Here is a 26,004-nt window from a genome sequence, read left to right on the forward strand (position 1 = left end):
TAGTCCCCAAATAATAGTTACTCCAATCTCTGCTTATTTTCAAGCAATTCAGATTTGAGCTTTTCATAAGATAAATCCTGTAGCGCGACATTATCGTCTATGGCCAAAGAGGCTGCGATGGCAGCGGATTGTCCCAAAACCATAAACACAGGCTCCATACGGATAGACCCAAAGGCGATATGTGTAGCACTGACACAAACAGGTACCAATAAATTATTTGCCTCCTCTTTTTTAGGGATTATAGCTCTATAGCTGATAGGATAAGGGCCGTCTACATGGGCTTCTACATTCCCTTCATTTTGCACATAGCCGTTGTGGTCCACATACCGCTGGATATTATGTGAATCCATCCCATAAGCAGCCAGGCCAACCGCATCTTCAATGACTTCGAGTCTTTCGCAGTGGCGCTGTGTCATCACAAGATCACTGACCATACGTCTTGCTTCACGTATATACAGTTGATTTTGCCATCCGTCTTCATTCTCAAATTCATCCTTAGTAGTTCCCCACTGGGAATATACATTCCTGACTTTCTCCGGGATTCTTGGATGATTGGCCAGCGTCCACATCAAACCCTGCTGATAGTTACGGTGAGCTTCAACTATCTTTTCGCGTTCTTCATAGCTTGCTTCCGGATATGCATGATTTTGCCCAACAAAATCAGTTGAAAACCCCTGTCTGTTATTTGTGTCTGTTTTGCGGTTTGGCATAGTGGAATTGATCCATGGTAATTGGGTTTCCCCTGCCTCAAAATTCCTGAAAAGCAATTCATAGTTTATTTCTTCATAGCCCTCTGGCTTTTTGAATGGGATTCTGTTGTCCGGGTGATCTGTCAGGCACATTCTAAAACCGTACGCCTGGACTTTTTTGTCTCCAGAACCATCTATCCCAGGCCCGCCTTCAATGATGTAAGGAAGAAGTCCGCTTGCTGGGTTTCCTTTTTCTATGTAAGGATCCACACCCGGTACAAAATTATGGTTTCGGGCATTCCTGGATGCCTTTCCTTTAAGTGTCACACTCCAGTAGTTAGCCTGAACACCATTAAGCGATTCCTTGTATTGATCATTACTCTCTCTGCCTACGGTATAACTCACCCCTGCTGTAGCTAGTAGGTCACCTTCGTAGGTAGCATCCATAAACATCTTTCCTTCAAATGTTTTTCCGCTTTCCATGGTAATAGACTGGATTTTTCCATTGGATTTTTCCACCCCATCATCAGTTCTCAACAGCCTTTCCCCATAGACTATGTCTACTTTCTCATCCTCCAGCATCTGATGATAAACTTTCAATGCTGCTGAAGGCTCAAATGTCCACATGGCATCTTCCCCTTCCTTGGTTCTGGTCTGTCCGCTGTCCATATACTCGTTTTTCTTCTGCCAATTCCAGTTTTCCGGCTGATCATAATAGGCTTTGATCCCTTGGTAAAATTCTCTTGATATTCCACCTATAGCCTGTTTGTTGCCAATATCTGTCTGCCCAAGTCCCCCAGTTGTCAGGCCTCCTAGTCGATGTGAAGGCTCGATAAGTACTACTGATTTTTCCATCCTTGATGCTTGAATTGCAGCAGCTATTCCTGCAGAGGTGCCTCCATAAATGACAATGTCATAACTTTGGGAAAAGGCATGTTGAGATAGAAATGTATAGAGAACAATACTTATTGCAATTAGTATTTTTTTCATTTTGTAATAGTTGAAACTGTTGAAGTAATGATAATTCCCCTTCCAATAACATGGCTCCCTCTCACTCGTAGTAGTTGTAGAAGAGGGGGCCATGTTAGTGAATTTAAATTACGGTTAAAATCAATAACCTGGGTTTTGGGTTAAAGCAGTGTTTGTTTCCAGTTCGATTCGTGGAATAGGCCATAAATAATCACGGCCTGGGTTGAAAGCTCTTGTTTCAATTACCACCATGTCGTCTGCATTGCTGACATTGTCATAATTTGGGGTTCCTATCGGATCAATCATTGGAGGCTCATTAAGCCATCCTCCTTCTCCATACCGGTTGACCCTTCCTCTGACCGGGCCAGGTAGTACTTCCTCTGCTATTTTCCATCTGCGAATATCAAAGTATCGAAACCCTTCCATTCCCAATTCACTCCTTCTCTCTTTGCGGACTATGTTTCTCAGCTCATCCTGTGTCTTGCCACTGGTAATCGCTGGCATTTGCACTGATTCCCTTCCCCGGATTGAATTCAGAGCCTCATAGACTGATGCATCCAATTCATTCATTTCGACTTTGGCTTCTGCATAATTCAACAAAACTTCTCCCAACCTGAAAATAGTAAGACCTTGATCAGAAGCACCTACATTGGTAGGATAATCTGCTGCATCCACATGCTTTCGAAACAGGTATCCGGTAAATGAAGCATAGGCATGCTGGGCTTCAATATTCGGGACCCGTACTTTTTCATCTCCCCGAAACTCCCAGGTTTGCGTACTGTCCTTATGCGTTTCAAAAACCCAATTCACCAACCTTGATCCGGGTACCACCAAAGTATACCCTAAACGGGGGTCTCTATTTTCAAATGGCCGCTGAGTGTTATAAAGTGGAGATTTATCAATCGGTAATCCGTCTATGCAATCGAACGTGTCCACAAAATCCTGTGGTGGCTTCTTATTTGAATGCCCCAATGCCATTCTGGACAAGAAGTCCCTGGGTGTATTATGGGTAGTCACCCCTCTAAGATACTGAACCCTCATGATCACCTCTGGTGAATCGTCCCCTGAGAATGTAAACATTCCTGCATAATCCGGGTCAACTTGATATGCACCTGAATCCATGAGTTCTTTCGCGGCAGAAGCCGATTCCTCCCATCTTTCATTCCAGAGCGCAACCCGGGAAATCAAAGCCAACACAGAGCCTTTCGTAACCCTGCCCTTTTCAGAAGCATCCATAGGAAGGTATTCCTTGATTTCATCCAATTCTGAAAGCACAAAATCTATTACCTCGCTTTTTGGGGTTCGCGGTGTTTGCGATTCTTCCAGTGTTAGGGTAGTGGTGACTAATGGTATATCTCCGTACAGTTCTGCCAGATAGGCATAGAAATAGGCTCTCAAGAATCTCGCTTCTCCTACCAGACGGTTGTATTTTGCAGGATCCATTGTCGCTCTGAGTTCCTCAGATCCGGAAGTAATGTAATTTACCCGGTTGATTGCTCTATAAAAGGCAGACCAAAATCCATTGGTGTACCCATTGTCTGCGTTTTGTTCTCCTCTTCCCAGGGCTTGAAGTGCGTTTCCGTTTCTTTCCCATCCATCGTCCGAAGCAAAATCAAAAGACAAAAACCACACGGCATTTTCAGGTTTATACCAGAGTCTGTTATATACGCCGGTAACAGCCATCTCCAGTTCTGTTTCATTAGCAAAAAAGGTCTCACTAGACGGAGAGTCTAGTGGTAACCTATCCAAATATTGATCATCACAGGACTGAAAGAAAACCAATAAGGAAACAGTACATATATATTTAATTAGCTTTATCATAGTTGTGGGTGTTTAGAAGGTGAGATTTAATCCCATGGTATAGGTGGACATCTGAGGGTACCACCCGCCATCACTTACTGGCGCTTCAGGATCATATCCCTCGTAAAAATTGGTCACAGTAAACAGATTACGACCGCTCAGATACAACCTTAGATTCTGCACTTTTAGCTTTTGCAGGATGTGGTTAGGGAAAACATACCCTAGCTGTACACTTTGAAGACGCAGATAGGCAGCGTTGCTCATCCAAAAACTGGAAGTCTGCTGGTTGTTGGTCTGGTTCCAAGCCAATCGCGGATAGCTGGCATTGGGATTTTCCGGTGTCCATCGATCTTTATGTTGTTCCTGGACGGTTCCTCCTAAGAAAAAAGGCATAATTCCTTGGCCATACAAGTAGCCATCAGCCTTTCCTACTCCCTGAAAAAACACGGACAGATCAAATCCTTTGTATCCACCATTCAGCTTTAACGCGTAGGTGTATCTAGGAATATTACTTCCAATCACGGCCAAATCCCGGTCATTGATCATTCCATCTCCATCCAGATCTTTGTATTTGATATCCCCTGGTGCTACATTCCCAAATTGTGTGGCGTGATTATCCACCTCTTCCTGGGTCTGAAAGTATCCATCTGCGACATACCCGAAGAAAGAATCAACCGGATGACCTTCCCTGTCTACGGTCAGCCCGGTATTGTTGATGCCTCTCATGTCAATAACCTCATTTATCACATCCGAAAAATTCACCATTACCCCATAATTGAAATCTCCGATCCTGTTTCGGTAATTCAGCATAAATTCATAGCCGGTATTGTGGACTTCACCGGCATTTTGGAATGGGGCATTCAATCCAAGAGTCAATGGGATATTTAAGGGTAATAAAATATCCTTGGTCTTTCTTTTATAATAATCTACCGTGACATCCAATTTGCCCCAAAGATTAAATTCCAAGCCAATATCTGTTGTTTCGGTAGTCTCCCATTTAATGTCCTTGTTGGCCATGCTGTTCAGTGCAGCACCTGGAGAGTTGATTCCATCGAACGCATAATCCTGAGCACTGCCTCCCAGAGAAATAAATGCAGCGTAAGGATATAGTCCAATGTTTTGATTTCCTAGCCTACCCCAAGAGGCTCTAAGCTTTAGCTGATCAATCACATCGCTTGTGCCTTCCATAAAGGATTCTTCAGAAATTCTCCATCCTGCAGAAAATGAAGGAAAAACACTTGCCCGGTTTCCTTCGGCAAACCGGGAAGAGGCATCTCTTCTTAAGTTGGCTTCAAATAAATAGCGCTCATCAAAATTGTAGGTGGCTCTGCCAAAAAGTGACTGAAGTGCCCAATGGTCTGCTGATCCACCTGTTTGCTCATTCAGCCGGTTACCTGCATTGATCTGTTGGTAGTCAGGGAGTGGAAACACTTCCCTTTTAGCAGAAATCCATTGATTGGTCTGATCTTCTTGCTGATAACCTGCCGTAAGACCAAAAGTATGAATGTCATTGAAAGTTTTGTCAATGGAAATCATAGCCCGAAAGTTATTGTACCATTCCCTTGTATACTTTTCGGTCAGTGAATTTCGCTGGGGAACAAAGAACGTCGGGGTTTCTCCATCGCGTGCATAGGTTTGGGTAATGTTAGAAAAGTTCTTTTCATGGGGGTTCCACAGCTTTGGTGCATACATCACTTCTGCAGAAAGCCAATCTGTTAATTTGTAATTTAGTCTGAAGTTCAATATCGCATCCAGGCTCTCCACAGTACTTATGCCCCCGTCTTTTGCCCTTGCCAATGGATGATCGCCATTCCACCCCTCACCATATCGTCCGTTTGATAAAATGCCAACTTCATTTGCAGGGATTCTGCGCATCCAGTGAAAGACATAGCCGGTACCATCGGAAGGTTGTTTTTGATCGGCTTGTCTTAAAAAGATATCCATAGATAACTTGAGTCTGTCTGTCACATTGATATCTGAGTTGAACCGTAGGTTGTAGCGTTTGAAGCTAGTATTGGGAATGATGCCATTTTGATCCAGATAACTAAAAGAACCTAGCACCTTTGCTTTTTCGTTCCCCGCATTTACGCTTACGTTATGGCTCTGCATAAAAGCGGAATTGCTCATCGTCAGTTCTTGCCAATCCGTATCCGGATATTGATCTGATGGCATCCCTGCCATGTAATCTGCTATAAACTGATCTGAATATTGCGGGTCATTTCCAATGTTGGTAAATGCTTCATTCGCCAGCATCATGTGATCCAATGCACCCACTATTTCAGGCATACGCGTTGGGACTTGTAAACCCGCATACATATTGTAGTTTACATGTACCCCGTCTTCCCCTCTCTTTGTGGTGATTAATACTACTCCATTTGCAGCTCTGGAACCATAAATCGCCGCTGAAGCCGCATCTTTTAATACAGAAATACTTTCTATCTCATTAGGATCAACGTTGTTCATATTTGTTTCAACTCCATCTACCATAATCAGTGGATTGGAATCTCCCAAAGTGCCGACACCCCTTATTCTGATATTTCCGCCGTCGCTGCCTGGCTGCCCGCTTCGCTGGGTAACGGTGACTCCTGGGGCAACGCCCTGTAGGACCATGGATGATTGTCCTACTGGCTGGTTTACTATTTCATCAGAAGAAATTGCGCTGACTGCGCCGGTGAGGTTGACTTTTTTCTGTGTGCCATAGCCTACTACGATTACTTCTTCCAGATCAGAAAGACTTTCGGCCATAGTTATGGTAAGCTCACTTTGATTGCCTACTTCAATCGTTTGCTCCTCGTACCCGATAAACGAGAATACCAAAATGCCTCCCTCTGGTACGTCAATTGAAAATTTGCCATCTACATCAGAAATTGTACCCTGGGTAGTCCCTTGTACGATTACTGTCACTCCCGGAAGTGGAAAGCCGCTTTCATCCACTATTGTGCCCTTGACCTCAGCAAATTCACCTTGCTCTGAAATAGTCACATAGGGCAGGCGAGGATTTTTTTTGACGTCAATACCATTGTTTACTTGCCTAAATCGTAGATTAGACTGAGTGGATATCTGTCGCAAAAAACTTTCTACAGAGCCTGAATGATCTTCCAGGCTGATAATGATGTTCTGATCAATCTGCTTATGATCATACAAAAAATTAAAAGGAGTTTGGTTCTCTATTGATTTGAAAAACTGAATGAGGGACATTGACTCTTTGTCAATTTTTACCCTAACCTTATCAATCGATTTATACTGTCCATTAACATCTGTTGCCAGTACAAAGTTAAAGACCATCATTTGTACTATAAAGCCATACAAGAAGTACTTGGACAACATATAGATTGTCTTTTGTAAGTTTAATTGCATAATTTTGAGTGGTTTATTGAAAATTTCATTAGACTAAGTCCGAAGGTTTTCCTATTCCCCAATAGTTTAACCACCTTCAGACGACCAACTAAAGCCAGCTGATTTAATCAGTTGGCTTTTCTGCTAAGAGTCATTTATAAATTCTACTTTCATGGATGTTTCAGTTAATTGTTGAAATGGATTTTAACTTTTTTGTTTTCTATTTTATAGTTGAAGTTTTCAATATTGGACATGCTTTTTAGGACATTCTCAAGTGTCTGGTTTTCAAACTTTCCGTTAAACCTCCATTCTTCTTTGGGAGACCCGGCTAGGCTGATTTCTACTCCATACCATTCTTCTAGGCCTTTCTTCACTTCTTTCAAGGTTGATCTGGTGAAAATCAATTTTCCGGTTTTCCATCCCAATACATTTTCAGTATTGAATCCCTTCACCCTGCCTTCATTATTGGTCGTTTCGTACCTCAGCTCTTCTCCGGGATTAAGAAAAAAATCCAAACTGTCGCATTGATAATTGATAGCAACTTTGCCTGTCACCAGGGAAACCCGTATTTCCGTAGGGTTTTTTGCGTTAATATTAAAAGAAGTCCCAAGGGCGATGGTGATTAGACTGTCAGAATTAACCATAAAGGGCTTCTGCGCATTTTCAGAAACTTCGAAGAAACCCTCTCCCTTTAACCTGACCAGCCTTACCGTAGAATCAAAGGTTTCGGGATATTCAAGGCTGCTTCCTGAGTTCAGCCATACCACAGTCTGATCTGGAAGTCTAAAATTCAACTTTTCGCCTGGAATGGTAGATTTGGATATCCAGGTAACCTCTCGTGATTCTTCTTTTTGGTTGTCAGCGTTGAGATTGAGAAATAGCACTGAGAGTAAAAAAATCCCAATTAAAATTGCTGCTACTTTTGGAAACTGCCATGATTTTTTCTTCCAAACTCTCTGATTGTCTGGTTTGATTGAAACGGACTGCCCTTCTGGCTTACTTTCTTTTTCCCGAAGTAACCTGGTAAGCACTTCCTTTTTGGTATCACTGGAAGCTATTGGTGCCGGAAACTGCAAACCCAAAATAATTTCCCGGGCAAGCTTGACATCTTCAATCCGGTCAGGATTGGCATGCATCCAGCTTTTCCAAAAAGTGGCCAATTCATTGTCTGGATATTTAACCCATCTGACGAATTCAAGATCTTCTAAAAGGTCAGTTATAGCACTCATTTACACTAGTATTAAAAATCATTTGTACCAGGTAAAGGGGAAAAGGCAGAAAACAACGCCAAAAAAAAATACTTATTTTTGATAGAACCCAAAATAAGCTTCCTTGGTAATTGATGTTTCTGAAATAAAAAAGTTGTCTAAGGCAAGAAGGCAGTAAAAAAAGCAGGTAAGAAGCCCAAAGAATCCCTTAGGCATTTTAGGGATTTATAAATTAAATCCCTTGCAGATTTCGAATCGGAAAGCTCCATCAACTCAGCTACCTCCTGGTAAGACAAGCCCTCGAAATATACGTAGTAGATAGCTTCTCTTTTTCTTGGGGAAAGCTTGGCGATTGCCGCATTTATGCTTTGGGACTTTTCAACATTAATCTGACGGTCTATCAACGTTTGTTCGTGGGAGAAAGTGATCTCAAAACTATCCTGGGAGGCAAGTTCCTGCTTGAGGTTCGTCCACATTTTAAGCTCTTTGTATATCCTTCTTTTGAGGCACTTGAACAGATAAAATTTAATTGAATCGGTGTCTCCAATTGATTTACTGCTGTTTTTCAAATCCAGGAACACATCATGAATGGCGTCTTTAACCAATTCCTCATTACTGTTGATCCGCAACCCATAGCTATACAAAGTGTCAAAAAAACGTTCATAAATAAGGATGAAAGCGGAATTGTTGCCAGACTTAAATCCTTTCCAAAGCTCAAGGTCAGTGGAAAACGGTGGATTTTCTTCTTTACGGCTATTCTCCATTTCCGATCCTCCGGTAACAGGGTTTGGCAAATTGCTATTCATCAGATAAGAGGGTCTATTGTGCTTTAAAGGAAAGAATAATTTTTCTCAATTAAAATCTGATTAACAGCTTACATTCCTCAAGTTCAGCTAATTCTGGGCTACTTGCTGAATTCCTTGCCGCATATAGCCTGATTTTACCAATGATTTAAACAGGCCGAAGTCGCCTTGAGGATACTGTCGTAATAAGGGGGTTCTAGCCGGATGTAATCCTGTTTTTCTATCGAAAGGGGCATACTACAAAAGAGATTTCCCATAGGGCGCCGTTTGAATGTATGCAATTGATTTCCCAGCCAATTTTTAATCTGGTTTTATTTACGGGATTTAACGACTAAATTTGTAACCTTTGACTCGTCAAAAAAACCTAAAAACTCAATATGGCTTGGTTTAAAAGAACTGACAAAGGCATCAAAACATCTACAGCTGAGAAGAAAGATGCACCCGATGGCCTTTGGTTTAAGACCCCAAATGGAAATATCATCCATACCAGAGAGCTCAAGAATAACGCTTATGTATGCCCAGATGATGATTTTCATGTGAAAATCGGGTCGAAGGAATATTTTGAAATTCTTTTTGACAGCAACAAATTCAAGGAACTGGATGCCAATATGACATCTGGGGACCCTCTGAAATTCACAGATACCAAACCTTACGTTTCCCGCATAGAGGCTACGATTAAAAAAACAGAGCTGAATGACGCTGTGAGGTCTGCCGTGGGCAAAATGAATGGATTGGACATTGTGATTGCCTGTATGGATTTTAATTTCATCGGGGGATCCATGGGTTCTGTAGTGGGAGAAAAAATTGCAAGGGCAATTGATCATTCTCTGAAAAACAAGATCCCTTTTCTGATGATTTCCAAATCTGGTGGTGCCCGCATGATGGAGGCTGGATTTTCCTTGATGCAAATGGCTAAAACATCTGCAAAGCTTGCGTTGTTGGACCAGGCAGGAGTGCCTTACATTTCCATGCTTACCGATCCTACTACCGGTGGGGTTACCGCATCATATGCCATGTTGGGGGATTTCAATATCGCTGAGCCAGAAGCGCTGATAGGTTTTGCAGGACCAAGGGTAATCCGTGAGACAATAGGCAAAGATCTGCCAAAAGGCTTCCAGAGTTCAGAATTTGTGCTGGAGCATGGATTCCTTGATTTCATCGTAGATCGGCGTCAGCTGAAAGGCCGATTGACCACCTTACTAAACCTTTTAAATAATTAATCTGGTTACCACAAAAAGGATTTGATTATTCGGGTCAAATTTGACCTATGATTTAGCCTCTTTTAGTGATTAATAAATATATTTGTGCTCCCGTATTGGGCCAATCCATAAGAAAAATTAAACCAAAATTTCATGGGTTCAGTAATTATCACATCCATTGTAGCTTTTACGATAATCATCTTGCTACTGGTATTTATTCTCCTTTTTGCCCAGTCTAAGCTGGTCAATTCCGGGGATGTCAACATCATCATCAATGGTGACGAGAGCTCTCCAATCGTAACCTCAGCGGGAACCACTCTCCTTTCTACGCTAGGAGGGCAAAAAATCTTCCTTCCTTCCGCTTGCGGTGGTGGCGGTACCTGCGCCATGTGTAAGTGCGTGGTCGAAGAAGGCGGGGGAGAAGTTCTTCCTACCGAAGTAGGCCACTTGAGCAGGGCTGAGCAGCAAAGTAACGTCCGTCTGGCATGTCAGGTGAAGGTGAAAAATGACATGAAGATCCGGGTACCGGAAGAGATTTTCGGTATCAAGAAGTGGGAATGTGAAGTCATCTCCAACTACAACGTTTCTACTTTCATCAAGGAGTTTAAAGTTAAACTTCCTGAAGGCGAGACGCTTGACTTCGAAGCAGGTGGATATATCCAAATCGATGTGCCTGTGATCACAGTGAACTTCAAGGGAATGGATATCACTCCTCATCCTGATCTAGGTCACCCTGCTGACGTGTATCAAAGTGACTGGGATAAATTCGGTCTTTGGGACTTGACGATGAAGAATGACGAGGAGCTGTTCAGAGCTTATTCCATGGCCAATCACCCAGCAGAAGGTAACATTGTGATGTTGACTATCCGTATTGCTACACCACCTTGGGATAGAGCCAATAACAAATGGATGGATGTGAATCCAGGTGTTTGTTCTTCGTATGTGTTCTCCAGAGTCCCTGGTGATAAAGTGACTATCTCCGGGCCATATGGTGAATTCCATATCAATCCTACACAGCGTGAGATGATTTATATCGGTGGTGGTGCAGGTATGGCTCCATTGAGAGCACAGATTTTCCACCTTTTCCATACAGAGAAGACCAGTAGAAAAGTTTCCTACTGGTATGGCGGTAGATCTAAGAAAGAGCTTTTCTACACTCCACAGTTTAGAGATATCGAAAAAGAATTCCCGAATTTCCAATTCAATATTGGATTGTCTGAACCACTTCCGGAGGATAACTGGAAGATCAAGAAGTCACTGGATGACAAAGAAGGTGACGGATATGTTGGATTCATTCACCAAGTATTGTATGACAATTATCTGAAAGATCACCCAGAGCCGGATGAGGTAGAATACTACCTGTGTGGCCCGCCTTTGATGAACTCAGCAGTTTTGAAGCTGCTAGATGATCTGGGAATTCCTCAGGAAAATATCCGATTTGATGACTTCGGAGGTTAATTGAAAACAAAAGATCCCGCTCAGGCGGGATTTTTTGTTTAACCCGAATTCTATTTTAGGATCTGTACTGAGATCCGAAAAGTCAAAATAAATCAAACACTTAGCGAATGAGGCATAGCACAGCTCTGGTGAATGGGTTAAATGAAGCGAAGCGATTGATTTTGCAATAGTTTTGAATCGTTGTAGGAAGTCTAATGCATATTTCGGGTTTAACCCCATTTTTGATTATTTTTACCAGAGACAATCACCCCTTATGAACATTCAATCTTACTTTGATCCTGTAGCCGAGTACCTTTGGCAGAAAAAATATCCTGACAATTCTTTTTTCAAGCAAATCCACTTTTTCGGAGAGGAATTTCCAGACCTCAAAGGAGTACAGATTGCCCTTGTAGGGATCCGGGAAAACCGGGGTCTTGCTAAAATTGAAAGTGCCGATCGGGGAAGCAGCGAAATCAGAGAGAAGCTATACGATCTCAAGAAAGGCTTTGGAGCCTATAGGGTAGCTGATTTGGGAGATTTGATTTCCGGAGAAAAATTAAGTGATACTTACCAGAGGATGCAGGAAGTGGGCGATTTTTTGATGAAACATCAGATACTTCCGATATACTTCGGAGGGTCCCACGATCTGGACTACGGGCAGTACCTGTCTTACCAGAAAATGAAGAAGCTGGTCAGTCTTTTGACCGTCGATGCCAAATTGGACATGGAAGAAGATGGGCCACTAGCAGATCAGCATACTCAGGAAATCATCCTTCATCAGCCTAATTTTCTCTTTTCTTCTGCGCATCTGGCATATCAGAGTTTTCTGGTAGACCCGTCTTTGATCAACGTGATAGAAAAGTTGTATTTTGAACATATACGCTTGGGAGAGTTGAGAAATGAGTTCAAAGAAGTGGAGCCGTTGATACGCAATGCAGATTTGTTAAGCTTCGATTTGTGTGCAATTCAGTCAGCGGATGCTCCAGGTGCAGTGAATGCAGAGCCCTTTGGATTGACAGCCGAGGAGGCCTGCCAGATCTGCTGGTTTGCCGGGACCAATGAGAAGTTGAGTTCTATAGGAATTTATGGGTATGAACCCTATTATGATGATGCGGCCAATAAGACGGCGAAGGTAGTTTCCGTGATGATCTGGTATTTCTTGGAAGGATTTTATTCCCGTAAAGACAGTCTTTCTTTCAAAAGCAGTGATTATACCAAGTACACTGTTTCATTGGACACCAAACCGAATACACTTGTTTTTTATAAAAGCAAAAGAAGCGGCAAATGGTGGATGGAGATTCCCCACAATGAAACAGAGAAATTTGATCGGGTTAGTACAGTGCCTTGCAGTTATGCGGACTATCAGATGGCTCAAAAAGGGGAAATTCCTGAGCGCTGGATCAATGCTCAAATCAAGTTGCTTTAGTGAAGACCTATACCAAGCAGCAACTTGCTCTGCGCAATGGTCAGGATAAGCCCGAAATATGGGTCGCTTACCTAGGGGTAATTTATGATGTAAGTAGTTCCAAACTTTGGAAAAAGGGGATGCACTATGAGCATTGGGCTGGTCAGGATCTTACTGAAGAGCTACCTGATGCTCCTCACACAGAGAAAGTATTTGAAAAATTTCAAGCCATTGGGCAATTAGCATAGATGATTTTAATCGCAGATAGTGGGTCTAGTAAAACTGACTGGAGAGTTATTCATTCAGATCGCAGGATAAGTCAGCACCGCGGTATTGGGTTTAATCCCTATTACCAGACTTCTGAGGAAATGGCGATTCAGATGCAGGATGACGTCCTGATTAACTTGGCCAGTGAAATAGAAGAAGTATTTTTCTATGGTGCAGGGTGCTCCTCTCCTGATAGAAAGCATGAGGTCTCATCTGCTCTTCAGACTGTTTTTCCAAAAGCTATAATCACAGTTGATCATGATCTCACTGCAGCGGCCAAGTCCACCTGTGGTCACCAGCCGGGAATTGCCTGTATTTTGGGCACCGGATCAAATAGTTGTGATTATGATGGAAAGGTAATTATAGACACCCGCCCTGCTCCGGGTTATATTTTCGGAGATGAGGGAGGTGGAGGCTATGTGGGCAGAAAGCTTTTGAAAGATTTTATCAATGATGAAATGCCTGAGGAGATCAAAAAAGAGCTGATTGAAAGTTTTCATCTCACTGCTATTTCCATCCAGGAGCATGTGTATCAGAAACCTTTTCCGAATCGGTACATGGCCAGCTTCTGTAGATTTATCACCGAGCACAAATCCGTTCCTTATTGCTATATGCTCTACTACAATTCCTTTCAGGAGTTCTTCAAGCAGCATGTGATGAAATACAAGGATTACACGGAGAAGCCTGTGAATTTCGTGGGCTCTATCGCATATTACAACAGTGATATCCTTCGCAAAGCTGCCTCAGATGTGCAGATTAATGTAAATCTAATAATTGAAAGCCCGATTGCAGGCTTGACACTTTACCACAAAGAAGAATTAGAGAATAGAGCCTGATCCCGTGCCTACTGGATCACACTGGGATGATTACAAATCCTGCGAGATTCCATATGGCCTTTAAAAGTCAAATTGTAATCATATAAATTAAAAAGCCGCCGTTCGTATCATCACGGATGGCAAGTGTTATATCCAAATTTCGGTTTGTGGGACGCAAACCTAGGCAAAGCAGAAAACAGAGCATGATCAGCATCTGTTAGCAGACAGGTGCAAGATACCGTGACCTTTAAAAAATTACACAATGAAAGTAACTGAAAGTACCTCCCATTATGACAATTTGGAGCAAATGAATTTGTTGGATTTGCTCTATAATATCAATAAGGAAGATAAGAAAGTACCGCTTGCTGTAGAAAAGGTGATTCCGAAAATCAGTGAATTGGTAGACCATATCGTACCACGGATGGAAAAAGGAGGTAGACTGATTTATATCGGGGCTGGCACCAGCGGCAGGCTTGGCGTATTGGATGCTTCCGAATGCCCACCTACGTATGGAGTTCCATTCGATATGGTCTTAGGGCTTATAGCAGGAGGGGATAAAGCGATCAGAAAGGCTGTGGAGAATGCCGAAGATGATCCTGATCAGGCATGGAAGGATATTTTGGAATATGGATTCAATGATCAGGATACCGTTATCGGGATTGCAGCATCCGGAACCACTCCTTATGTCATCGGAGGGGTTAAAACTGCGAGAGCAAATGGACTTTTAACTGGAAGCATTACCTGTAATCCAGACTCTCCACTTTCAAAGGAAGTGGCTCATCCAATAGAAGCAGTAGTTGGGCCTGAGTTTATCACGGGAAGTACACGAATGAAATCCGGCACAGCGCAGAAGCTTATCCTCAATATGATATCCACCACTGTGATGATCAAACTTGGAAAGGTGAAAGGTAATAAAATGGTAGATATGCAGCTTTCGAATGCCAAGTTGGTGCAGCGTGGTACCAAGATGATTATGGAGGCTACGGGGCTTGATGCGGAGAAAGCCAAAGGGCTTTTGCTTAGTGAAGGATCTGTTCGAAAAGCCACCGAATATTTTTATAAAAACCAAAAGTAAGCTTCCCGGAAAATTATTTGAGGAGATGATTAGAAATATCTAGATAGAACGTATCTTTGCAGCCCGATTAAGCGATTGGTTTTCAATTGCTTAATTGTCAACAATCAATCCAGCAGTGATGCTGCAATTCTATGAAAGATAACAATCCAAAAAAGCCGTTTTTCGGCGAAGGGAAAAAAGATTCCAAACCTTCCAATTCAGGACAAAGAGGAGGGTATAAAGGGAAATCAGAGGGATTTAATAAATCCAAAGATTCAGGTTTTTCTAAATCTGGCGCAGGAAAGAAGCCTTTCAGCAAAAGCGACGATGACTTTTCTGATTTCAACAAAAAATCAAGATCCAACAAAAAGGAAGGCTTCAAAACGCTAGGAGAAAAGAAATTCGGTTCTAAATCTAATTTTGGAGCCAAGAAAGAGCAAGGTTCTGACTATTCAGAAAAGAAGGATTTCGGTACTGGAAAGAAACAGTTTTTTGCTAAGAAGGAAGAATCTGAAGGGCCTAAACCCTACAAGAAAGAGTTTAAAACAAGTAAACCCGAGTCCTCAGACAAGCCAGGTGGACTTATTTACAAAGGACGTGGTAGGGATCAAAAGCCGGTTTTTGCGGAAGGAAGACCCACTTACAAGTCTGATAAGAAAGAAACAAGAGGTTTCGGTAAAAAGCGTTTTGTGGATCAGGACACGAACGTAGAAAGACCGGATTATAACTTCGAGAGCCTGCCTCAAAAGAAGAAAAAGCAGGAGAATGAAGAGCATCTTATCCGTCTGAATAAATACATCGCCAATTCAGGTATTTGCAGCAGAAGGGAAGCTGATTCACTTATCAGTCAAGGTTTGGTTACCCTGAACGGAGAGGTTTGTACAGAGCTTGGCCGCAAAGTAAAGAAAACCGACCGTGTAGTATATCAGGGTAGAAAAATCAATCCTGAGAAGCCGGTTTACGTCTTGCTGAATAAACCAAAAGACTTCATCACTACCACTGATGATCCTATGGATCGTAAAACAGTTATGAATCTTGTTGGGAATGCCTGTGAAGAGCGGATATTCCCAGTAGGACGATTGGATAGGAATACCACCGGGTTATTGTTGTTTACCAATGACGGTGAATTGGCTGCTAAACTTTCTCACCCTTCCAATGAAATCAAGAAGATCTATCAGGTGACCCTGGATAAACCCCTTACCAAGAAAGATGAAGAAGCTATCATCGAAGGCTTGACCTTGGAGGATGGAAAAGCTGATGTAGATGATATGCAGGTCTTGTCCTTGGATAGAACTATCCTAGGTCTGGAGATTCACATAGGAAGAAACAGGATTGTCCGTAGAATCTTCGCTCATCTGGGCTATGATGTGACCGCACTTGACCGTGTGGTCTTTGCAGGATTGGACAAAAAAGATCTGAAACGGGGGCATTATAGATTCCTCTCAGAGCAGGAAGTGATCCGCTTGAAGTTCTTTGTATAAGCATTAAAAGCTCCTGAATCGGGAGCTTTTTTCATTTAATGCCATATGCTTGCTTCTCCAGAAGCGCAAATGAAACAGAGCTGACACCAAATGTATAAAGATTTAGGGTAGGACAAGGTGTTAAGAAATCTTCAAGGCTGAGTCTGCCTATGCGCTGGGAAAGTTTCATTTTATTCACTTTATTGCATAAGTCTTTTAGTTAATGAAATCCAAAATCCCGAGGTCATGACCCCGAGAGCAGCGATTCGGGGATAAGCAATTCGGGAGCTGTCATTTACCGAACTTTTATAGCATCCATCCGGGCTTAAATCCGGAAGACAAATCCTAAGTCTATAGTGAAAAGTCAAGGTATTAGGATAGCACGGGTCTTGAAGAAGTGTTCCTGAGGTGTGACTATCTGGGATACTTTGATGTACAGACAAAAATATTAGTCGTCATAGAAAGCGGGAAATTTTGGCGATTATCTGCCTAGGGATATCTGAATATCCGCTATAAAATGGGGACAGTAAATAAGCTACAGCCAATAAGTGCAACTCACAATGGAAGCAGCCATAGATAAGACACCATACTCTTTGTATAAGAATTAAATATTTTTCATATCGGATTTAACTGTTAAAATTAAAATTATGTCTAATCAAATCAGTATTAAAGGAAATGTATCATTTGACCGATCCAGTGATGTTACTTCAACTGTGAAATTGTGGGAAGCAAATAATAAGGAGTCGATTGGGGAATATACCGTGACAGCAGAAGCGAAAGGTAAATTTACCATAAACGCTACTGCCGAATCAGATAACCCTATTTTCTATATCACTGTTGAATTGCATGATCCAAACGTAGTTCTACTGTCAGTTCTGTCTCCGGATTTGAAGGAGGATATTACAAAGAATGGGATTGTAGTAAATGAATTAACGACAGTGGCAGCTGCGTTTACCTGCGCTCAGTTTTTTAACGGACTTCAGCTGTCAGGAAATCTACAAGGAGTAAGGATTGCAGCCAAAAATACCCCAAATCTTGTCAATCCTGTCACAGGATCTTGGGGTGATGTGTTAATAGACCCATTCAACATCACGCAGAATGAGACGCTGGCACGCTTGAATACCTTGGCAGCACTCATCACGGCCAGCGGTACGGTAACTATTGAGGAATACAACTGGCAGAGTGAATTTTTGAAGTATGCAACACCGTTAGGAGGCCAGCGGCCGAAGAATACTGCCGAGGCTATGATTGGTATTGCCCAATCTCCCTGGCTATATCCGGCAGACCTGTTTAACCTTTTTGATGAAGCCTATCCCCAGCCGAAAGATGGCTTCCCTGCAAAGCCCAACAGCAAGGTTCCGGTCAGCCGGAGGAGTTCCCCTTTTGTACCTTATTTGAGTTTTGCCCCAGAGGATTTTGCATTGATTTTAGCTTTTGGCCAGGGTGGAATCTGCGCCCCCGGAAAGCTATCTCTTGATCAAGATGGAAACTTGTGGACTGGTTTGAACTGGATGCCGGGAGCACAGAATGGGGTATACCAAGGTATCGGTGGGGGGCTGGTTAAGCTTGATTCAGCAGGCCGGTTAATGTCACCACCAGTAACCGGTTACACGGGAATGGGGGTTGATGGCGCAGGCTGGGGTACTGCAGTCACCAAGGATGGCACCTGTTGGGTGACAAGTTTTAATGGGGCTATTGGGGTATATAGACTGGAAGACGGTTCACCGGTTGTTGATAAAGTTCCGGAAGAGCTAGCTGGAGCCTTAAACGAGATTGGAGGATTGCAGGGCATTGGTGTTGCACCAAATGGTGATATCTGGATTGTCGGGACCTCATCCAATCAGATGCTTCATTTTCCAGAGGGAGACCTTTCAAAAGGCAGGGTCGTTGTCAATGAAAATCTTACCAAAGTGCTTTCTGCCCCATTTGCGGTTTCGATAGATAATTCCAACCGCGTCTGGATTAGTAATACGAATGGTAAATCGTTGGTGCGCTATTCGCCATCTGAAGAAAACAGTCCGGTGGAACGCTTTATCCTAGCAGGCGGTGGACGTGGTGTGGCACTTGATTCAAAAGGGAATTGCTGGGTAGCCTGTAACACAAGCCCGGACTTTCCTTCTACAACTCCTACAGACGGTGTTTCCATCATCGAAGGATTTGCTCTTGGCTATCCGCACCTCGCACAAACACTTGGACGCAATCATATAACCGGTTCCGTTTTTATGATTCCTTCCGATGCCAATCCGATTGACACGATTGATCCTAACACCCACGAATCTAATTTAACGCCTTATGGAGATGGGGAACTGAATGCACCCTGGGGTATATCAGTTGATGGCAATGATGATGTCTGGGTAGCCAACTTTATGGGTAGAGGAGTATCGTTTATGGCCGGTGCTTCACCTGGCGGACGTACCGAAGCTTTTAAGACAGGTGATTTGATTCATACCATTCATTCCGGTAGTATTCAGATGCTGACCGATGTCGTAGTTGATCAAGCAGGCAATCTCTGGTGTGCCAATAACTGGAACCTGCCCCAAACCGTAATGGAAGCGAAATCTGACCCCGCCTATTCGACATGGGGTGGAGGCTCTGGTGTATTGGTGATCTATGGAATAGCTAAACCAGCTCAGACTCCCCTTGTTGGTCCGGTTAGCGGTGTTCAAAGCCTATAACAATAAAGAGGCTATCTCAAAGCTCTCCGGCCCAAGGCATAGGTATTATCATTTGTAACTACGCTTTGGGCCGGATAGTAGGGTAGGTAAACTCACCCAGTCCAAAATATCTTCTGATCCAATCATAGCTATTTATAAACTGGATAGCATCCGGAAACTGACGTGCCATTGAATGCTCAACACCCAGTATATAGAACGATGGGGGTCATTCTAAAAAGAGGCAATATAAAAGAATATAAATCCAGCCTGACGCAAGCGACACACAGGAGGATGATTATTGTCCGGTGTCTAATGACCGACGTATTAGGGACGAAGCAAACATCCGACACTGGACACCCGATAGTCACCAGGTATCTGTGATAACGAACTTGTTGTACTTAATAAGTAACTGATTTATAGAATTATGTAAAAATGCAACCACGTGAAATCGAGCATGACGAAAGCGTTACGCACTGGGATAATTATTTCCTAGGCGAGATTCCATATATGTGATTATATTTTATAGCAAGATTAGTTCCTCCGCCTAAATTAAAATCAGCCAGCTCCACTAATGAAGTTAACTTTCGGATACTTTTAAACAATACTTCCGAAACGCCATCTGTAACCATGAAGTAAAATTATTTGATGTAACGCGGAAACAATTCCGGGTTAATATTGAATAGATTTCCTAAAAACTCAATGTTTTCATTGCCAAAAATCTGGGACTGGTTCAAACAGTAATAACGGATCATATCATTTGGATAAAGCTTTTTAAGATTATACCAGGAGTTCTTGAAATTTCCCCAATCAAGCACTCTTGAAATCACAAAATCACTATCCTCCTTGTAATCCAATTCATCCAGATTGACATCCCAGAAGATTTCTTTTGGGAAATAGTCCGAAAGGGAAACCCGATTCCTTTTCTTAGATATGTTTATAGCTGAATTCATGATCACTCATTCAATTTCAGAAATAAATGTTGGAATTACCCTTTACGTTGTAAAAAAATGACAAATTATGTTAGAGATTGGTTCTAAACCTGCTAGAAGATAGTTCTTTCGATCTCCTGATCAACATAAAACATTGCAAATTGCATAATTGATTGAACATATTCTACAGACTTCATTGCCAGACCACTATATTATGTAAATAAGGGGAGTAAAATCTAAGAATGAGGGGGATTTAAAGCCTAGCCAGATACCTGTCAGATAATCTTCAACCACTCTTCCCAAATCCGCCTAATCACCTTGAGTAAAAGTATCAGTCTTCGCATTATTGCACCAGTAGCAGGAGAATACCTGATTGTTATTGTTTTTACGGGCAGACGGCTGGTATATGCGTGGAAGCATTATTGCTGCAAGACTTTTGCCTGCCAATCGAAAGTGGGACCTCAAAAGCATCGGAGAACTCGAGCATAACTCTGGAGTTTCACTGTGTTTATTGAATCTTAGGCCTGAATTTCTGGTAATGCCAATCTCCAATAAAAATATCCAAAGCCTGCTTGACAGGATCGGCCAAATCCTTAATTTGGTCACAGCAGAACCCTAAAGACTTGTAATTAATTGTGTTATAGGCTCAATTGGGTAATGTGAGCGTGGTAAATACAGATGTTGAGCGTTAGTTATAATCGTATCATGATCGTATATTTTCGAATCATATCGTATCATTTTCTATCGTATCATGATCGTGTATTTTCGAATCATATCGTAACAAAGGCTTCAAATCATGCCTATCGGCACGCTTCATAGCCAGAACCGTTCTCTGCAATTAAGACAAAGACAATGAGGAAAATTGGAATCATACTCTTAGCATCATTATTCATTTTTAGTTGTAAAAATGAGGAACGAAATACGGATACTAAAGTCATTCATCGAGACCATAAGGTAAAAAGCACTGATGGTGTGGAAATTTTCGTCAGGGAATTTCAAAATTCAGTGAATGATTCTTTATATCCTTATCCACTATTGTTAATTCATGGAGGTGGACCAGGAGTATTAGCTTCATTTGATATAAATGTCCCCAACGGTTCGTTTGCCAAAAAATTAACTGATAAAGGACTTAAAGTTTATATGATGAACATTCGGGGGTGGGAATCATCCACACTGCCCGATTACAATGAAAGTGATTCGACTCTTGTAATTGGAAATCACAAAGAGGCCTACGATGACATTAAAAGTGTTGTTGACTTTATCAAAGAGAAAGAAAAGATTGAAAAGATTTCTTTGTTTGGTTGGGCTACGGGTGGACATTGGGGCGGTTATTTTGCATCTAAGAATTCAAAAGATTTAGCCCACTTCATTTCACTTAATTCCCTCTACGGAGTAAATGCCCCGTGGGAACTGAGACATTTTTTTTGGCAAGAAGAAGATACTACACGTTTCAAAAGAGGCACATTGTTTAGGACTTCTGACAAGCAAGGTCTTGTCAGTAAGTGGATGTCAACTATACCGGCAGAAAATAAGAATGAATGGAGGGATTCCTTGGTAATGGAAGAATATAGGAACACAGCCATAAGTTTTGGAAAAGACACTACTAAAATGACGGTTCCCGGTGGGTACAGAGAAGAAAGCTTTTATATGTCCTTAGGAAAAAAATATTGGACAGCTAAAGAGATATACGTCCCATCATTAATAATTAGAACGGAACTCGATTTTTGGTCGCGACCAGAAGATTTAAAAGCTTTTGGAGAGGACTTGCCATCAACAATAAAAAGACGGATGATTCAAATACCTGGAACTCATTACCTATTCCTTGATAAAATGGAAAAAGGGAAAGGCCAACTTATCAATGAGATAGTAGAATTTGTAAAATCGGAATAAAACTGCAGAGAACCAGACGGTTATTTGATGTCAGAATTATTTATTTGTCTTAAAAAATAAAAGATTGATATGAAACTCTCTTCACAAGCTGAAAGCATCTTGGCTCAAATCAACACTAAAACTAAGTTAGGGGACTTACGGAAAATTGCTAAGGATATCAAAAAGGATCACGAATTAGCTATGGAACTATGGTCAACCGAGAAGTTTTTGCCCAGGCAATTGGCCATCTTGATTATGGACAACAAGCTCCTTTCCCAAGATTTGATTAATAAGCTTGATAAGGATATGCAGTCGCATCCATTTGGTGAGCGAAATCAGCTTATGGACTGGCTAATGGCCAATCAGCTTGCTAGGAATAAAAAGACAATTACGCTGATCCAATCCTGGGAAGATAGTCCTTCTTCACTTCAAAGACGCACTTATTGGTACTATCAAGCAAGATTAAGATGGACAGGACAGAACCCTCCAGAAAATACACCCGACTTACTTTCAGCAATTGAGACCAGTATTGCCATGGAAGAGCCTGAAGTTCAGTGGGCCATGAATTTCACCGCAGGCTGGATTGGAGTCTATGAAAAAAAGTACCGAAATCGGTGTGTCGCCATAGGCGAGAAAACAGGTCTTTATAAGGGTGAAATGGTATCAAAAGGGTGTACTCCCAATTATTTGCCAGAGTTTATTGCAATAGAAAGCAATAAACGAAATATGTAATTAAGTGTGATGACAGGATAATTAAGCTTCATGAAAGAAACTAAAATCATATAAAATGATAAAATGAATATCGAAGAACCAATACTAATAAAAAGACTTCAGAAAGGAGACTTGAACGAGTTTGTTGACCTTGTCAACTTGTTCGAAGAAGTATTTGAGATGAAGAACTTTTCAATTCCTGACGCAAAGCATCTTCAAAACCTTCTCAATCGCAGCGATTTTGATGTTTTCGTGGCTTTTAAGAATGACATAGTTGTAGGTGGCTTAACAACATATGTTTTGGAACAATATTATTCGGAAAAACCTCTTGCATATATCTATGACTTAGCTGTGGACACAAATCTTCAAAGACGCGGAATTGGTAAGAGACTTATAGCGGAAACAAATAAATTCTATAAGGAGAAAGGATTTGAAGAAGTATTTGTACAAGCTGATAAGGTTGATGAATATGCGATTGACTTTTATAGAAAAACCAATCCTTCAAAAGAGGAGCAGGTAGCTCACTTCTCGTACACTTTGAATGAATAGATTAAAAAGCACGAATGCACGATCGGGTAGGCGGACGTGAGCCCACGCTACACTTACATCACGGTGCGCAAGATACAAATCTGCCATGCCTTCAGCATATTTCCTTTTTACGGCGCATAGTACTTACCTGAGCTTGCATATCTACTACCATGACAAGATAGTTCATGGATTACACCTTGATTTAGTGTATATGGCGGGTTGAGAGTCTGCAATAGCGGGCCAGGCAGCAGGTCTGAGCGCGGAAGCATTAGGTGCAGCAAGGCTTTTGGATACTTTTAGCCTCAAAAGTATAAGTGAAAACAACCTCAACTTATCGGCAAAGATCATTACGGAAATTGAGGTTGGCTTACAAATACAATAAGATCCTTTTTCAGTCCTCTTCGTTTTATACCATGTCTATCCCGAGATAGTCGGGAGAGGCTCTAGGGCAGGCTCCCAGTCTCCAACTTCCCTCTCCCTCCAATAAATCTTCCATCCCCCAAACTTTTTACTCCTAAACACCTGTTGTGGAATCAAATTTTAGCCAAAAAGACATGGAATTAGGAATCAGTACTTTTGCCGAACTCACGCCGGATCCAAATACAGGAAAGATCCTTTCTCCCGCACAGCGTATGAAAAACCTAATGGAGGAAATCCAGCTTTCCGATCAGGTAGGCTTGGACGTATATGCCATAGGGGAGCATCACCGCCCAGATTTTGTGGTTTCATCGCCAGCCACAGTTTTGGCAGCCGCAGCAGTCACTACCAAAAACATCAAGCTTTCCTCTGCAGTGACGGTCCTGGGTTCTGAAGATCCCGTTCGTGTTTTCCAGCAATTCGCCCATGTGGATCTGTTGTCTGAAGGACGCGCAGAGATCATGGCGGGTAGAGGGTCTTTTATAGAATCCTTTCCGCTTTTCGGTCAGGACCTGAATGATTATGATGCCATTTTTGCTGAGAAACTAGATTTACTAGTGCAACTGAACAAATCTGAGCAGATCTCTTGGAGGGGGAAATTCCGTCCTGCCATCGCCAATAGAGGTGTTTACCCGAGGCCTTTCCAGCCTGAGATTCCAATCTGGCTGGCAGTAGGTGGCACGCCGCAGTCTGTGGTTCGTGCAGCTGAGAAAGGATTGCCGCTTGCCTTGGCTATTATCGGTGGTAGCCCGGATCGGTTTACTTATTTCACGGATTTGTACAGACAGACCTGGGCCAAAGCCGGCAGAAATCCTGAAGACATACAGATAGCTGTTCATTCCCATGGTTTTATAGGAGAAAGTTCCCCGCAGGCAGCGGACGACTTTTACGGTCCTTATGCCTTGGTGATGACTCAGTTGGGGAAAGAAAGAGGTTGGCCGCCTATGAACAGGGGGCAATTCGAAGCCATGCGTGGCAAAGAGGGGTCTCTGGTTTTGGGAGATCCACAAGAGGTGATTGACAAGATTCTGATGCAACAGGAAATGATGGGCTTGACCCGCTACCTACTTCACCTTAGTGTAGGCACTATGCCCCACGACAAGTTGATGAAAGCCATAGAACTGTATGGTGAAGTCGTTGCCCCCGCAGTCAGAAAAGCACTTCGTAAATAGGGAATTATCTTCCCGAAGAGGGTAGAGGTTCTGTTGGGATTGTATGTTGACTACCTCCGCATGACCTGCAAACCAGCTTATTTTGCATGGCATCGCTTTTGGGGGTTTTAAGAGTACAACCTTAAAACGTATTTGCTATGCCATTTTTAAAACACGAAATCGGAAACGTAAAAGTCAGAATCTTCTACCAGGATTATGGAAAAGGAGATCCTGTCATATTAATTCACGGCTGGCCACTGAGTCACCAGGCATGGGAAGGGCAAATCGCTACTTTGGTAGATGCCGGCTATCGGGTGATTGCCTACGATAGAAGGGGGTTTGGGAAATCGTCCCAGCCTCTGGGTGATTTTGACTACAGCGCATTGACAGTAGATCTCCGGGAACTGATCTTGAAACTCGAACTGACCAATGTGACGCTGGTGGGCTTCAGTATGGGAGGGGGAGAAGTAGTTCGATATTTCACGGATTACAAAGGAGATCGGGTTGTGAAAGCTGTGCTGATCGCATCTATCATACCTTTGGTAGCCCAAAAATCGGATAATCCCGATGGAGTTCCACAGGGGAATCTGGATGAAATCATGCAGAATTTAAAAACAGATCGTATCGGGTTTCTGAAAGGCTTTCATGAGAATTTTTACAATTTCCAGGAATTGAAAGACCGGGTATCACAGGCAAATCTCGATTATGATTTTTCCATTGCCAGCCATGCTTCACCCATTGCCACTACCAAAACTGCTGAAGCCTGGGCTACCACAGATTTCAGGTCTGAGTTGAAAAACGTAGATGTGCCCACCCTGATCGTGCATGGAGACGCGGATAAGATAGTTCCTTTCCAGACCTCTGCCAAGCAGGCAGCAGAAGGAATAACCGATAACGAATACCACCTGATCCCAGATGCTCCACATGGATTAAACCTCACGCACAGGGACGAACTGAATAAATTATTGCTGGCCTTCTTAAAGAAATAGAGCGCCTGGAATAGAGTTAGCCTGTCTGAAAGGCATTACAGTTGGGCAGGCATCTCTTAATATATACCCTTCAACTTGGCAAGGTTAATCTAAACCAGATGAGTGATGATGAACAGATTCTTAATAAACAATTTTACCCCTTCGAATTTTCTCTTGGCAATCATTCTCCTGGTCCCAGGTATATCGTTCGCCCAATACCAGGAAAATATCCCCAAGCCCAGTGGCCCTATTGACTTTTCGGAAACCTCCAACCAAGTCATTTTTATATTAATCCCCTTGCTTATTCTGATCCTATATTTGATTTTTAGACGGAG

19 protein-coding genes are annotated in these 26,004 nt (G+C 42.4%); 13 read left to right on the top strand and 6 right to left on the bottom strand.

The window, feature by feature from the left end; genetic code table 11:
- Window positions 1-17: 17 nt before the first annotated feature.
- From AS141_RS18030 to AS141_RS18050, 5 genes are all read right to left on the bottom strand, one after another.
- The gene (locus AS141_RS18030) at window positions 18-1,679 is read right to left on the bottom strand and encodes an FAD-dependent oxidoreductase (protein WP_057939185.1); all 1,662 of its coding nucleotides are present in this window, start codon (window positions 1,677-1,679) and stop codon (window positions 18-20) included.
- 120 nt (window positions 1,680-1,799) lie between these two features.
- A complete protein-coding gene (locus AS141_RS18035; RefSeq protein WP_082632354.1) occupies window positions 1,800-3,479 on the bottom strand; it encodes a RagB/SusD family nutrient uptake outer membrane protein in 1,680 nt (559 codons plus the stop codon).
- Between the two features lie 12 nt (window positions 3,480-3,491).
- Window positions 3,492-6,815: a TonB-dependent receptor gene (locus AS141_RS18040; protein WP_057939092.1), complete on the bottom strand. Its 3,324-nt coding sequence runs from the start codon at window positions 6,813-6,815 to the stop codon at window positions 3,492-3,494.
- A gap of 164 nt (window positions 6,816-6,979) precedes the next feature.
- Window positions 6,980-8,023, bottom strand: a complete 1,044-nt coding sequence (locus AS141_RS18045; RefSeq protein WP_057939093.1) for a FecR family protein — start codon at window positions 8,021-8,023, stop codon at window positions 6,980-6,982.
- Window positions 8,024-8,160: 137 nt separating this feature from the next.
- Entirely contained in the window at window positions 8,161-8,808 is a 648-nt protein-coding gene (locus tag AS141_RS18050; protein ID WP_057939094.1) for an RNA polymerase sigma factor, read from the bottom strand.
- Window positions 8,809-9,182: 374 nt separating this feature from the next.
- Between AS141_RS18050 and accD the strand changes: the two genes are divergently transcribed.
- From accD to AS141_RS18090, 8 genes are all read left to right on the top strand, one after another.
- Complete coding sequence (gene accD / locus AS141_RS18055; protein WP_057939095.1) at window positions 9,183-10,025, top strand: acetyl-CoA carboxylase, carboxyltransferase subunit beta; 843 nt, start codon at window positions 9,183-9,185, stop codon at window positions 10,023-10,025.
- 132 nt (window positions 10,026-10,157) lie between these two features.
- Window positions 10,158-11,462: an NADH:ubiquinone reductase (Na(+)-transporting) subunit F gene (nqrF, locus tag AS141_RS18060; RefSeq protein WP_057939096.1), complete on the top strand. Its 1,305-nt coding sequence runs from the start codon at window positions 10,158-10,160 to the stop codon at window positions 11,460-11,462.
- Window positions 11,463-11,715: 253 nt separating this feature from the next.
- Window positions 11,716-12,867 (top strand): formimidoylglutamase, encoded by a 1,152-nt coding sequence (locus AS141_RS18065; protein WP_057939097.1) that lies wholly within the window; start codon window positions 11,716-11,718, stop codon window positions 12,865-12,867.
- Window positions 12,867-13,094, top strand: a complete 228-nt coding sequence (locus tag AS141_RS18070) for a cytochrome b5 domain-containing protein (protein ID WP_057939098.1) — start codon at window positions 12,867-12,869, stop codon at window positions 13,092-13,094. The genes AS141_RS18065 and AS141_RS18070 overlap by 1 nt, the downstream gene beginning before the upstream one ends.
- Window positions 13,095-13,949 carry a hypothetical protein gene (locus AS141_RS18075; RefSeq protein WP_057939099.1) on the top strand — a complete coding sequence of 285 codons (855 nt, stop codon included), beginning with the start codon at window positions 13,095-13,097 and terminating at the stop codon, window positions 13,947-13,949. It abuts the gene before it with no gap.
- 241 nt (window positions 13,950-14,190) lie between these two features.
- Window positions 14,191-15,003: an N-acetylmuramic acid 6-phosphate etherase gene (gene murQ, locus AS141_RS18080; protein WP_057939100.1), complete on the top strand. Its 813-nt coding sequence runs from the start codon at window positions 14,191-14,193 to the stop codon at window positions 15,001-15,003.
- A 131-nt stretch (window positions 15,004-15,134) separates the two neighbouring features.
- Window positions 15,135-16,463: a pseudouridine synthase gene (locus tag AS141_RS18085; protein ID WP_057939101.1), complete on the top strand. Its 1,329-nt coding sequence runs from the start codon at window positions 15,135-15,137 to the stop codon at window positions 16,461-16,463.
- A gap of 626 nt (window positions 16,464-17,089) precedes the next feature.
- The gene (locus AS141_RS18090; protein WP_057939102.1) at window positions 17,090-19,117 is read left to right on the top strand and encodes a Vgb family protein; all 2,028 of its coding nucleotides are present in this window, start codon (window positions 17,090-17,092) and stop codon (window positions 19,115-19,117) included.
- A gap of 617 nt (window positions 19,118-19,734) precedes the next feature.
- Here AS141_RS18090 and AS141_RS18095 read toward each other — a convergent pair.
- A complete protein-coding gene (locus AS141_RS18095) occupies window positions 19,735-20,046 on the bottom strand; it encodes a DUF6922 domain-containing protein (protein WP_057939103.1) in 312 nt (103 codons plus the stop codon).
- Between the two features lie 831 nt (window positions 20,047-20,877).
- Here AS141_RS18095 and AS141_RS18105 point away from each other — a divergent pair.
- The 5 genes from AS141_RS18105 to AS141_RS18125 all read left to right on the top strand — a co-directional run bounded on the left by AS141_RS18105 (window position 20,878) and on the right by AS141_RS18125 (window position 25,690).
- On the top strand, window positions 20,878-21,915 hold the full coding sequence (locus AS141_RS18105; protein WP_057939105.1) for an alpha/beta fold hydrolase: 1,038 nt from the start codon (window positions 20,878-20,880) through the stop codon (window positions 21,913-21,915).
- A gap of 69 nt (window positions 21,916-21,984) precedes the next feature.
- Window positions 21,985-22,626 (top strand): DNA alkylation repair protein, encoded by a 642-nt coding sequence (locus tag AS141_RS18110; protein ID WP_057939106.1) that lies wholly within the window; start codon window positions 21,985-21,987, stop codon window positions 22,624-22,626.
- Window positions 22,627-22,689: 63 nt separating this feature from the next.
- Complete coding sequence (locus tag AS141_RS18115; protein WP_057939107.1) at window positions 22,690-23,154, top strand: GNAT family N-acetyltransferase; 465 nt, start codon at window positions 22,690-22,692, stop codon at window positions 23,152-23,154.
- Window positions 23,155-23,687: 533 nt separating this feature from the next.
- The gene (locus AS141_RS18120; RefSeq protein WP_057939108.1) at window positions 23,688-24,722 is read left to right on the top strand and encodes an LLM class flavin-dependent oxidoreductase; all 1,035 of its coding nucleotides are present in this window, start codon (window positions 23,688-23,690) and stop codon (window positions 24,720-24,722) included.
- A 137-nt stretch (window positions 24,723-24,859) separates the two neighbouring features.
- Entirely contained in the window at window positions 24,860-25,690 is an 831-nt protein-coding gene (locus AS141_RS18125; protein ID WP_057939109.1) for an alpha/beta fold hydrolase, read from the top strand.
- Window positions 25,691-26,004: the final 314 nt, after the last annotated feature.

Origin of the sequence: Algoriphagus resistens (assembly GCF_001442615.1) — a bacterium.
GTDB lineage: Bacteria > Bacteroidota > Bacteroidia > Cytophagales > Cyclobacteriaceae > Algoriphagus > Algoriphagus resistens.

Bases quoted from the DNA above. Each gene is read 5' to 3' on its own strand.
- AS141_RS18075 (WP_057939099.1), top strand. From the start codon at position 13,095: ATGATTTTAATCGCAGATAGTGGGTCTAGTAAAACTGACTGGAGAGTT.
- AS141_RS18125 (WP_057939109.1), top strand. From the start codon at position 24,860: ATGCCATTTTTAAAACACGAAATCGGAAACGTAAAAGTCAGAATCTTC.
- AS141_RS18035 (WP_082632354.1), bottom strand. From the start codon at position 3,479: ATGATAAAGCTAATTAAATATATATGTACTGTTTCCTTATTGGTTTTC.
- AS141_RS18120 (WP_057939108.1), top strand. From the start codon at position 23,688: ATGGAATTAGGAATCAGTACTTTTGCCGAACTCACGCCGGATCCAAAT.
- AS141_RS18050 (WP_057939094.1), bottom strand. From the start codon at position 8,808: ATGAATAGCAATTTGCCAAACCCTGTTACCGGAGGATCGGAAATGGAG.
- accD (WP_057939095.1), top strand. From the start codon at position 9,183: ATGGCTTGGTTTAAAAGAACTGACAAAGGCATCAAAACATCTACAGCT.
- nqrF (WP_057939096.1), top strand. From the start codon at position 10,158: ATGGGTTCAGTAATTATCACATCCATTGTAGCTTTTACGATAATCATC.
- AS141_RS18065 (WP_057939097.1), top strand. From the start codon at position 11,716: ATGAACATTCAATCTTACTTTGATCCTGTAGCCGAGTACCTTTGGCAG.
- AS141_RS18030 (WP_057939185.1), bottom strand. From the start codon at position 1,679: ATGAAAAAAATACTAATTGCAATAAGTATTGTTCTCTATACATTTCTA.
- AS141_RS18040 (WP_057939092.1), bottom strand. From the start codon at position 6,815: ATGCAATTAAACTTACAAAAGACAATCTATATGTTGTCCAAGTACTTC.
- AS141_RS18095 (WP_057939103.1), bottom strand. From the start codon at position 20,046: ATGAATTCAGCTATAAACATATCTAAGAAAAGGAATCGGGTTTCCCTT.
- AS141_RS18115 (WP_057939107.1), top strand. From the start codon at position 22,690: ATGAATATCGAAGAACCAATACTAATAAAAAGACTTCAGAAAGGAGAC.
- AS141_RS18110 (WP_057939106.1), top strand. From the start codon at position 21,985: ATGAAACTCTCTTCACAAGCTGAAAGCATCTTGGCTCAAATCAACACT.
- AS141_RS18105 (WP_057939105.1), top strand. From the start codon at position 20,878: ATGAGGAAAATTGGAATCATACTCTTAGCATCATTATTCATTTTTAGT.
- murQ (WP_057939100.1), top strand. From the start codon at position 14,191: ATGAAAGTAACTGAAAGTACCTCCCATTATGACAATTTGGAGCAAATG.
- AS141_RS18085 (WP_057939101.1), top strand. From the start codon at position 15,135: ATGAAAGATAACAATCCAAAAAAGCCGTTTTTCGGCGAAGGGAAAAAA.
- AS141_RS18045 (WP_057939093.1), bottom strand. From the start codon at position 8,023: ATGAGTGCTATAACTGACCTTTTAGAAGATCTTGAATTCGTCAGATGG.
- AS141_RS18090 (WP_057939102.1), top strand. From the start codon at position 17,090: ATGTCTAATCAAATCAGTATTAAAGGAAATGTATCATTTGACCGATCC.